The organism is Arthrobacter sp. CMU6 (genome assembly GCF_059090205.1).
In genome coordinates this window covers 39,692-48,603 of record NZ_JBNHFL010000035.1, presented here as the reverse complement: position 1 = coordinate 48,603, position 8,912 = coordinate 39,692, and the positions used below count along the sequence as shown (strand labels likewise).

Genomic DNA, 8,912 nt, shown 5'->3' with positions numbered 1-8,912 from the left:
GGCCGGCGGCGTTGAGCCGGCCGCCGGCGCCCAGGAACAGGCCGGTGCCGATCGCGCCGCCGATGGCGATCATCTGGATCTGCCGCGGCTTCAGGCTCTTGTGGTAGCCCTTGTCCTCCGCGTGAAGAAGGTTTTCAGTGGCATGCGCCTGGGCCGGGACCGTATGGTCAGTGACTGCCGCGTTCGAGGCAGCGCCCTGTTGGGGGTTGGACATGAGGGATCCTTTGGTTTCCGGTTGGGGTCGGACGGATAGGACGTTATTTGCTGAGGTTCGCCAGGCGTTCGGGGCTGAGGAGCTCCTGCAGCTGGGCTTCGGTGAGCAGGCCGTGTTCAAGGACCAGTTCGGCCACGCCCCGGCCGGTGGCCAGGGCTTCCTGGGCGATCGCGGTGGCGGTGGCGTAGCCGAGGTGCGGGTTGAGAGCGGTCACCAGGCCGATGGACTGTTCCACCGTGAGGCGCAGCCGTTCGGTGTTGGCGGTGATGCCGCGGACGCAGCGCGCCGTGAGCGTACGGCAGGCCGCTTCGAGGTGCGAGATGCTCTTGTGCAGGCTGTGCACGATGATCGGTTCGAAGGCGTTGAGTTGGAGCTGCCCGGCTTCGGCGGCCATGGTGATGGTGACGTCGTTGCCGATGACCTCGTAGGCCACCTGGCTGACCACTTCCGGGATCACCGGGTTGATCTTGCCGGGCATGATGGAGGATCCGGACTGGACGGCCGGAAGGTTGATCTCGCCGAAGCCGGCGCGCGGTCCGGAGGACAACAGACGGAGGTCGTTGCAGATCTTGGACAGCTTGACGGCCACGCGCTTGAGCACGCCGGACAGGTGGACGAAGGCGCCCACGTCCTGGGTGGCCTCGATGAGGTCGACGGCGGTGACCAGCGGCAGGCCGGTAATCTCGGCCAGGTGCCGGCAGGCGGCCTCGGCGTAATCGGCGGGGGCGTTCAGCCCGGTGCCGATCGCCGTGGCGCCGAGGTTGATCTCATGGATGAGCAGGTCCGCCTCGGCCAGCCGCTGCCGGTCCTCGCCGATGGTCACGGCATAGGTGCCGAATTCCTGGCCCAGGGTCATGGGAACGGCGTCCTGGAGCTGGGTGCGGCCCATTTTTACCACGGTGCGGAACTCCATGGCCTTCTCCGCGAACGATTCCTCGAGTTCCGCCAGCGCGGAGAGCAGCTCGCGGGCAGCGAAGATGGTGCCGAGCTTCACCGCGGTGGGGTAGACATCGTTGGTGGACTGGCTCAGGTTCACGTGGTCGTTGGGGTGCAGCCGCGCGTAGTCGCCCTTGGGGTGGCCAAGGATTTCCAGGGCGCGGTTGGCGATGACCTCGTTCGCGTTCATGTTCGACGACGTTCCCGCACCGCCCTGGATCACGTCCACCACGAACTGTTCGCTGAGGTGGCCGTTCATCACATCGGCGCACGCCTGTTCGATGGCCGCAGCCCGTTCGGCGTCCAGCAGCCCGAGTTCCAGGTTGGTGCGGGCGGCTGCCAGCTTCACGGCGGCGAGGCCGCGGACCAGGTGCATGTTGCTGGAGAGCGGCTGCCCGGTGATGGGGAAGTTTTCCACGGCGCGGAGCGTGTGGACGCCCCAGTAGGCGCCGGCGGGGATGTCCCGGTCGCCGAGCAGATCGTGCTCGGAGCGCACATTGGACAGGGATTGGGGATCCGGCAGGGTTTGGGTTTCGGTCATGTGGTGCAGTCCTTAAAGAACGTCGTCGGTCGGGGACAGGGAGGAAAAGTCTGCGGCCTGAAGCAGGCCCACTTGGCGGCCTCCGCCGAGGACCGCGCCGGTGGCGATTCCCGCAAGGGCGGAGGTGTCGACGTCGAGCGCTTCCATCGCGCGGACGGTGACGGGCATTCTGGCCCGGTCACCGCCGTCGGAAATCTTGACGGCGACGGCGCGCCCGTCCGCCAGCCCAACCAGCTGGATGCCTTCGAAGCCGTCCTTCGCCAGGGCGCCGGGCAGGAGGCGCATGAGCTCCGTGACGTCGCGGCCCTCGCCCGCCACCATTTCCGGATGGCGGCGCATGGAATGGGCCACGGCGGCTTCCGGGCTTTCGGGGCCAGAGGCACCGTCAGCCAGTTCGGCCGAGGCGAGGCGGCCGAAGGCGCGGGCCATTCCGGCGAGGGTGAGGGCGAACAGCGGGGTTCCGCAGCCATCGGTGCTGAGGCCGGCCGGTTCCTCGCCTGTCAGGTCCGTGACGGTCTCGGCCACGAGCTTTTGCAGCGGATGGGACGGGTCGAGATAGCCCTGGACCGGCCAGCCGTTGATGACGCAGGTGGCGGCCATGGCGGCGTGCTTGCCGGAGCAGTTCTGCGCCAGCTGGGTGGGGCGGCCGCCGTCGCGCAGCCACTCCTCGCGCTCGCGGACGCCGTAGGGGAGGTCAGAACTGTTTTCGAGGGCCGCGGGCGTCAGGCCGTGCAGCTCCAGGATGCGGCTGGCGCCGTCGAGGTGCCGGGCCGCGCCCGAGTGGCTCGCGGCGGTGAGGGCCAGCAGATCGGCCGGCAGGTCCAGTCCGGCCCGAACCATGGCCACGGACTGCAGGGGCTTGAGGGAGGACCGGGGGTAGAACGGGGCGTGTGGTTCGCCGGCGGAGAGCAGCGTGCGGCCGCCAGGGGCGGTGGCGATCAGGGAGCCGTAGTGGACGCTTTCCACCAGCCCGTCACGGGTCTGGAACGCCAGGGGCTCGTGCCGCGGCAGGATCGCTGCGGCGGCGGGCGGCGCGGAAGGGGAATGGCTTGCCGGCATGGCGGGGGAAGGCATGGTGTCCTTTGGGTTTCGTGTTGACTTGCGTTGGGTGTGCGTGGAGGAGTCGGGTGGGTTCGGTGCGCCGGGAAGGCCTGGTCCGCTACCGGGCTGGTTCGCTGTCGCCCAGGATGGAGTCGAGGGCTTCACCGACGGCGCGCAGGTGCCCGGCCATCGCGGCGCTGGCGTCTGCTGCGGAGCCGGCTTCGATGGCGTCGAGGATGAGGCGGTGCTCGACGTCGGAGGCGTGCTGGCGGTCGGCCACCATGTTGAGGGTTTCTGACTGGTGCGCGAGGGCGTCGCGGATGTCCGCCACCACACTTTCGAAGACCTTGTTGCCGCTGGCCCGGGCGATGGCTGCATGGAAGCTGGAGTCCAAGGCGACCCAGGCTTCGGGGTCGGTTTCCGCGGCCATGGATGCCATCATGCCGCGGAGGATCTCCAGGTCCTCGGCGGTGCGGCGTTCGGCGGCCAGGCCGGCGGCGGGGACTTCAATATGCGGGCGGGCCTCGGTGAGGTCCCGGGCGGAGAACTGGCCAAGGACGAGGTCGTTTGCCACATGGTCGGCGACGACGAACGTGCCACGGCCCGTCCTGGTGACGGTCAGGCCGAGGGCGGTGCAGGAGCGCAGGGCCTCGCGGATCACGGAGCGGCTCACTCCATACTGCCCGGCCAGGGCGGCTTCCGAGCTGAGCTTTGCGCCGACGGCAAGCGCGCCGCTCTGGATATCGCCGCGGATGGCGTTGAAGACAGCCTCGGCCGCGCTGAGGCGCGCCAGCGGGAAGCTGCTTACTCCGCTTTGCTCGCCGACTTGCTGTCCGGCTGTCCGGCTGTCTGACAGGTTCACGATTAAGAATATGGCACGGGTCACAGGCGGGTGTCAACCGGGGCCGCGTGCGTGCAGTCTCGAGGGCGGCGACTGGCGGAACGGGTACTCGAGCAATCCGGCACGTTCGTTCCGATCCTGCCCTTGTGTGCTGTTACAGACGCGGCGTAGCGTTGAACGTACGAGGAGACCGGCACGATCGTTCCTATTGCTTGAGGAGGCAGTGTGGCCACTCCGTTTACCCCGCAGCTGGCCGCGGCCGTGCGCGCCCGGCGCGGGGACCTCCGCCTGAGCCAGCAGGACCTGGCCGACATGGCGGGAGTCTCCGAGCGCTTCGTCCGCTTCGTGGAACAGGGCAAACCGAGCCTCCGGCTGGACACTCTTTTGGCCCTGCTGGACACGCTCGGACTGGAGCTCCAGCTCGCCACCCGGACCAGCGCCGCCGCCCGCGCACTGGTGACCCAGCCACTGGTGACCCAGCCACTGGTGACCCAGCCGCCGTCGCACGTCCCGCCGTCGGCCGCCTCGCCGGAAGCTAGCGGCCCCGGCGAACGGGAGAGCCGGCCGTGAGGCACCGGATCGCTGACATCTATAAGCGCGGCGTCCTGGCCGCCCGTTTGGAACGGCACGACGGCGGCACCAGGTTCAACTATCTGTCCGCCTACCTGCAGAGCGGCCGCCCAGCCGTCGCGAGTTCCCTGCCACTGTCGCCGGATCCGGTGCTGTCCGGGGCAGGGGCGGCGCCGCCATACTTCACCGGCCTGCTCCCGGAGGGCCGGCGGCTGAACGCGCTGCGCCGGTCCATCAAGACCAGCGCGGACGACGACTTGTCCCTGCTGATCGCCGCGGGCGGCAACCCTGTGGGCGACGTGCAGATCGTGGGCCACGGGGAGCCACTGGACCCGGAGGAACACGCCGTCGAGGTGGACCCGCGAAAGCCAGTGGACTTCGACGAGCTGCTGGGCGACTCGGGCCTGATCGATCCGGTGGCACTCGCCGGCGTCCAGGACAAGCTGTCCGCCGGGATGATCTCCATGCCGGTGGCCAGTGCGGGGCGCCGCTTCATCCTCAAGCTCAACGCCCCGGAATTCCCGCACGTGGTGGAGAACGAGTTCATCATGTTCCGCTACGCGGCGAAGCTGCGGATTCCGCTGAGCCGGGTGCAGCTGATGCGCGACGTCGCTGGCCGGCCCGGGCTGCTGGTGGAGCGGTTCGACCGGGTGCCCCTGGCGGGCGGTGCCGTCGACCAAGTGGCCCGCCTCGCCGTCGAGGACGGCGCGCAGGTCCTGAAGCTGTACCCGGCGGACAAGTACAACGTGGGGTTCGGAACGGTCTGCCATGCGCTCGCCGAGTACTGCGCGGCGCCGCTGCCGGCGCTGCGAAACCTCGCCATCCAGGCCGCCTTCGCGTTGCTCAGCGGCAACGGCGACCTGCATGCGAAGAATGTGTCCATGGTGCAGCAACCGCACGGGGAGTGGTCCATCGCGCCCGTCTACGACATCCCCTCCACAGTGGTTTACGGGGACAAGACGCTCGCCCTGACGCTCGGCGGCAAGCGCAGCGGCATCTCCCGCAAACACTTCCTGGCCTGGGCCACTGGCCTCGGGCTGCCCGAACGCACGGCTGTCCAAGCGGTGGATCTGGCGCTGAAGGCCGCCGGTCCGCTGCTCGCGGACCTGGAAGCCGGGACGGCTTTTGCCTCTACTGCTTTCGTTTCCACGGCTGCCGCTTCAACAGCCACCGTTTCAACGGACGACGGCGGTGCCTCACCTTTTCCGGACATGGTTACCAGGGCGTGGGTCAAGGAGCTCAAGCACCGGCGGCGGCTGCTGGAGGGGTAAGGCCGGGACCGCCTAGAGGCCAGGGCCGCCGTCGTACCACTTGAGCACGCGCAGGGCCCGGAGCGTATTCCAGCGGCTGGGGCGCCCGTCGCCGTCCTCCATGGCGAAGTGGATGCGGCCGGGGTGGGTGTTTTCAAGCAGCCAGGTTCCGTCGGTCTGCCGTTTTGAGCGGAGCAGACCCACGGCCTCGGCGAGGCGGGTGTCGGGCGGCCCGCAGGCGTCTTGCGAGCAGGTGTCCTGGAAATATGCGTCGCGGAAGTAGTCAAGGCCGCGCAGCGCGTCGTAGAACCAGCGCGTCGGGTAGGAAAACTGCAGCCAGTCGGGGTCCGCCAGCTCTCCGGTGCTCTTGCGCCGAAGCAGCGCACGTTCCAGCAGGTATTCCTCGCCCCGCTTCCGCGCAGCGATAGACTCCGGCGTTCCGCCCGTGGCCCGCTCGTGTTCCAGCAGCCCTTCCAGCACATTGATCGTGGTCGCGAACGACGATCGCACCGATCCCCGCTCCGCCTCGCAGTTCCAGCCGCCGTCCGCAAGCTGTTCGCCGAGCAGCCGCCGGACGATGCCGTCGACGTCCTCGCCGAAGTACGCTCCGAGGGCGACGGCCTTGCCGTTGATGCAGGGCTCCACCTCGCCTTCGAAGAACGGCTGGCCGCCCTCTTCCCAGCGGCTGTTCTCCCGCACTTTCCGGACCGCGGCGCGCGCCGGTTCGCTGGCGGGGTCGAGCCCGAGGTCGCGCAGGAGCAGCAGGCTGTAGGTCGTGGCGGTCCAAGGCTGGCCCGCCTCGGAGCCGTCGTAGGGGACCGGGAAGAACGTGCCGCCGTCCCACTGGCCATCGTCGCCCTGCAGGGCAAGCAGGCGCGCACCCCAACCCTCCGCGGCCACCCGGGCACGCTCGGTTAGCACCTCTTCGGCAGGCGCATCCGTCAGGTCGCGCAGGACCTGCCATCGTATGGAGGGGTCGGAATCGAGCAGCCAGTCGAGCACGCGTTTAACCGGGCCGGTGACCGTGAGCTAAAGGTGCTGAATGCCTGCGCGCTGCATGGCGTCCTTGTAGACCTCCACGCTCTTGGTCAGGAGTTCTTCCTGCTTGGCCTCGGAAACAGCAAAGGCCCGCCCGCCGAGCGCGCTGGCCTTGTAGATTTTGATGCCGTTGTTCTTGAGCGAGTAATGGTACGTCTTCTCGAAGAGGGTCAGGAAGGTGGCGGCGTCAGTCCCGTGGGCGATGATGGCCGAGACGCGCCTGTTGATCTTCATGAACTGCCGGAAGGGGCGCAGGCCGTCCGTCTTTTCCTGGACACTGAGGGCCGAGGGCATGTCCGGGTCGCGTACCCAGGGGTAGGCATTCCACGGCATAACGTAGCGCGGATCCAGCTCGGCGAGCTCGTAGATCTGGGTGGCCCGCCGGGCGGCCTCATCGTCATTGAAATGGGACACGAAACCGGACTCGGTTCCCTTGCCCGGGCTTACCTGGAGGCTGACAATCCGGCATTCGTCCTCGTCATGGACGGGGTCGATGTAAGGAACGATCGATCCCGGCTTCTTCTCCATGAGTTCATCGCACAGTTGCGTCACTGCTGCGATGTTCGGTTCCTGTAGCAGGGCTTTCTTTTCGTCCCAGTCAATCGTCACGATTTCTCCCTTAGCTGCATGGCGTCCAAGAATCAGGCGTCTTAGGCCACTCTACGCTTTTGACGGTAAGGGTGGGTGGGGGAGTTCCCGCCGACCCAACAGGAGTTCTAAACCCTGCACCCCGGAACGTGAACCGGCCTGCCACGAGCGTTGCAGCCACGGGCATTCCGGCGAACACGGCATCGGACACGGCAAAGGGATCCGCATCCAGCACGGCGATGTCCGCCACATCCCCGGCCCGGATACCGCCGCGCCGCCGCGTCGATGCGAGCAGAGCCTCCTGCCGGGTCAGCGCCTGTTCCGGGTGCCACGGGCCGCGGCCGTCGTCCCGTTCCCTCGCCGTCGCGGCGGACATTGCGAGCCACGGATCCAGTGGCGCCACCGGCGCATCGGAACCCAGCGCCAGCCGCGCCCCACCGTCCAGCAGTGAGCGCAGCGGGAAGGCACGGTCAGTGCGGCCGGCCCAGTTGGCGTCCGCGGCGTCGCGGTCGTCGAGGGCGTGGGCGGGCTGGACGCTGGCCGTCAGGCCGAGCTCGCCGAACAGGGGGAAATCCTCCTGCCGCACAAACTGGGCGTGCTCGATCCGGCCTCCGGTTCCCACTTCGGCGAAGGCATCCAGCGCAACCCGGTTGGCGGCGTCGCCAATGGCGTGGACCGCCGGCACGAAGCCCGTCTCCCGGGCCTTGGCCAGCAGGGCAACCAGTTCGGCTTCGCTTACGGTCAGGATGCCGTGCCCGCCGTGCGGGTACGGGTCGACGCAGAAGGCGGTGCGCGTGTTGAGGGAGCCGTCGATGAGCACCTTTAGCGGACCGACCCGCAAAAGGCCCGCCCCGCCGTCGACCTCCTGTCCGGTCTGCATCCCCTCTGTGGCCGCGCGCCCCAGGTCCTCCGGATACACGCCTGCGTCCACGCGCAGGGAGCGGAACCCGCCGGCGATCCGGCGCAACCAGACATCGCGGTTCCATGTCATCTCCAGGTCCACCACGCCCACAACACCGCGGGCGGCGGCTTCCCGGCCGGCCGTGAGCACCCAACTGTCGACGACGTCGTCGGGCAGCTTTGCGAGCTCGCGCGTGACGGCGAATGCAGCCTCCTCGCGGAGCAGCCCGTTCGCCGGGAGCTGGACGCCGTACCGCCGGGCGGCCGCGGAATTCAGCCAGACGCAGTGCAGGTCATGGCTGATCAGCGCCGTGGGCAGTCCCCGGGTGGCGTCGTAGAGCATTTCGGTACTGGGGACGTCATCCCATACGGCGTCCCGGAAGCCGGTGCCCACCACCGTCATGGCCGGTTCTGTCCCGGGGCCTGCCGCCATAATCCGCTTCCTGACAAGTTCGACGGCGGCGCGCGCCGAAGCGGCGCCGGAAAGGTCGATCCGGTTGCCGGCCAGCGCCCACTGCGTCATGTGGACGTGCTCGTCCCACAGCCCCGGAATGACGAAACGCCCCTCAAGATCCAGCACCTGGGCATCCGTTGCGGTGGAACTTCCGGGGCGTACTCCGGCCGCGGTGATCGCTGAGATGCGGCCGTCGCGGATATGGACGTCACAGCATCCTGCCTCGCCGGGCAGCCTCACGGAGGCCAGCACGATGCCCGTGGGCATCCGGGGCTGCGCTGCTGGATCGTCCTGGCTGGAAGGCATACGAACAGGCTAGGCAGGTATTCGGCCAGCGCCAATCCGCGCCGCGCGGTCAAGGCGCGCCGTTCCTTGGTCCGGCCCTTGGGGGAGCGGGGGACCGGCCTCTTCCCAGCGCTGGCACAGAAGGTGCATTCTTGACGTGAGACGGTGCCGACAATGAAGTCGGGGAGGCGTTGGCCACATGAACTTTAATATCCGGTCCCTTTATACGTTCCGGCCGATTCAGTTTGGGCAGC

General features: G+C 68.4%; 8 protein-coding genes and 1 pseudogene. 2 read left to right on the top strand and 7 right to left on the bottom strand.

The window, feature by feature from the left end:
• The 4 genes and pseudogenes from AC5RWD_RS20215 to AC5RWD_RS20200 all read right to left on the bottom strand — a co-directional run.
• Window positions 1–214 (bottom strand): annotated as a pseudogene (locus AC5RWD_RS20215) (amino acid permease); the annotation flags it as partial.
• Between the two features lie 43 nt (window positions 215–257).
• Window positions 258–1,691, bottom strand: coding sequence for an aspartate ammonia-lyase (locus AC5RWD_RS20210; RefSeq protein WP_494021720.1), 1,434 nt, complete (start codon window positions 1,689–1,691; stop codon window positions 258–260).
• 12 nt (window positions 1,692–1,703) lie between these two features.
• The gene (locus tag AC5RWD_RS20205; protein WP_494021719.1) at window positions 1,704–2,765 is read right to left on the bottom strand and encodes an asparaginase; all 1,062 of its coding nucleotides are present in this window, start codon (window positions 2,763–2,765) and stop codon (window positions 1,704–1,706) included.
• Window positions 2,766–2,850: 85 nt separating this feature from the next.
• The gene (locus AC5RWD_RS20200; protein WP_494021718.1) at window positions 2,851–3,594 is read right to left on the bottom strand and encodes a FadR/GntR family transcriptional regulator; all 744 of its coding nucleotides are present in this window, start codon (window positions 3,592–3,594) and stop codon (window positions 2,851–2,853) included.
• A 204-nt stretch (window positions 3,595–3,798) separates the two neighbouring features.
• Here AC5RWD_RS20200 and AC5RWD_RS20195 point away from each other — a divergent pair, with 204 nt between their 5' ends.
• Window positions 3,799–4,143, top strand: coding sequence for a type II toxin-antitoxin system Y4mF family antitoxin (locus AC5RWD_RS20195; RefSeq protein WP_494021717.1), 345 nt, complete (start codon window positions 3,799–3,801; stop codon window positions 4,141–4,143).
• Window positions 4,140–5,414, top strand: a complete 1,275-nt coding sequence (locus AC5RWD_RS20190; protein ID WP_494021716.1) for a type II toxin-antitoxin system HipA family toxin — start codon at window positions 4,140–4,142, stop codon at window positions 5,412–5,414. Before AC5RWD_RS20195 ends, AC5RWD_RS20190 begins: the two co-directional genes overlap by 4 nt.
• A gap of 12 nt (window positions 5,415–5,426) precedes the next feature.
• Here the strand turns inward: AC5RWD_RS20190 and AC5RWD_RS20185 are convergent, their stop codons facing one another.
• Genes AC5RWD_RS20185 through AC5RWD_RS20175 form a run of 3 tightly spaced genes read right to left on the bottom strand, consistent with a single transcriptional unit; the run spans window position 5,427 to window position 8,679 of the window.
• Complete coding sequence (locus AC5RWD_RS20185; RefSeq protein ID WP_494021715.1) at window positions 5,427–6,395, bottom strand: hypothetical protein; 969 nt, start codon at window positions 6,393–6,395, stop codon at window positions 5,427–5,429.
• Window positions 6,396–6,422: 27 nt separating this feature from the next.
• Window positions 6,423–7,040: a uracil-DNA glycosylase family protein gene (locus tag AC5RWD_RS20180; RefSeq protein WP_306919970.1), complete on the bottom strand. Its 618-nt coding sequence runs from the start codon at window positions 7,038–7,040 to the stop codon at window positions 6,423–6,425.
• A gap of 10 nt (window positions 7,041–7,050) precedes the next feature.
• The gene (locus tag AC5RWD_RS20175; RefSeq protein ID WP_494021714.1) at window positions 7,051–8,679 is read right to left on the bottom strand and encodes an amidohydrolase; all 1,629 of its coding nucleotides are present in this window, start codon (window positions 8,677–8,679) and stop codon (window positions 7,051–7,053) included.
• Window positions 8,680–8,912: the final 233 nt, after the last annotated feature.

Bases quoted from the DNA above. Each gene is read 5' to 3' on its own strand.
- AC5RWD_RS20210 (WP_494021720.1), bottom strand. From the start codon at position 1,691: ATGACCGAAACCCAAACCCTGCCGGATCCCCAATCCCTGTCCAATGTG.
- AC5RWD_RS20205 (WP_494021719.1), bottom strand. From the start codon at position 2,765: ATGCCTTCCCCCGCCATGCCGGCAAGCCATTCCCCTTCCGCGCCGCCC.
- AC5RWD_RS20175 (WP_494021714.1), bottom strand. From the start codon at position 8,679: ATGCCTTCCAGCCAGGACGATCCAGCAGCGCAGCCCCGGATGCCCACG.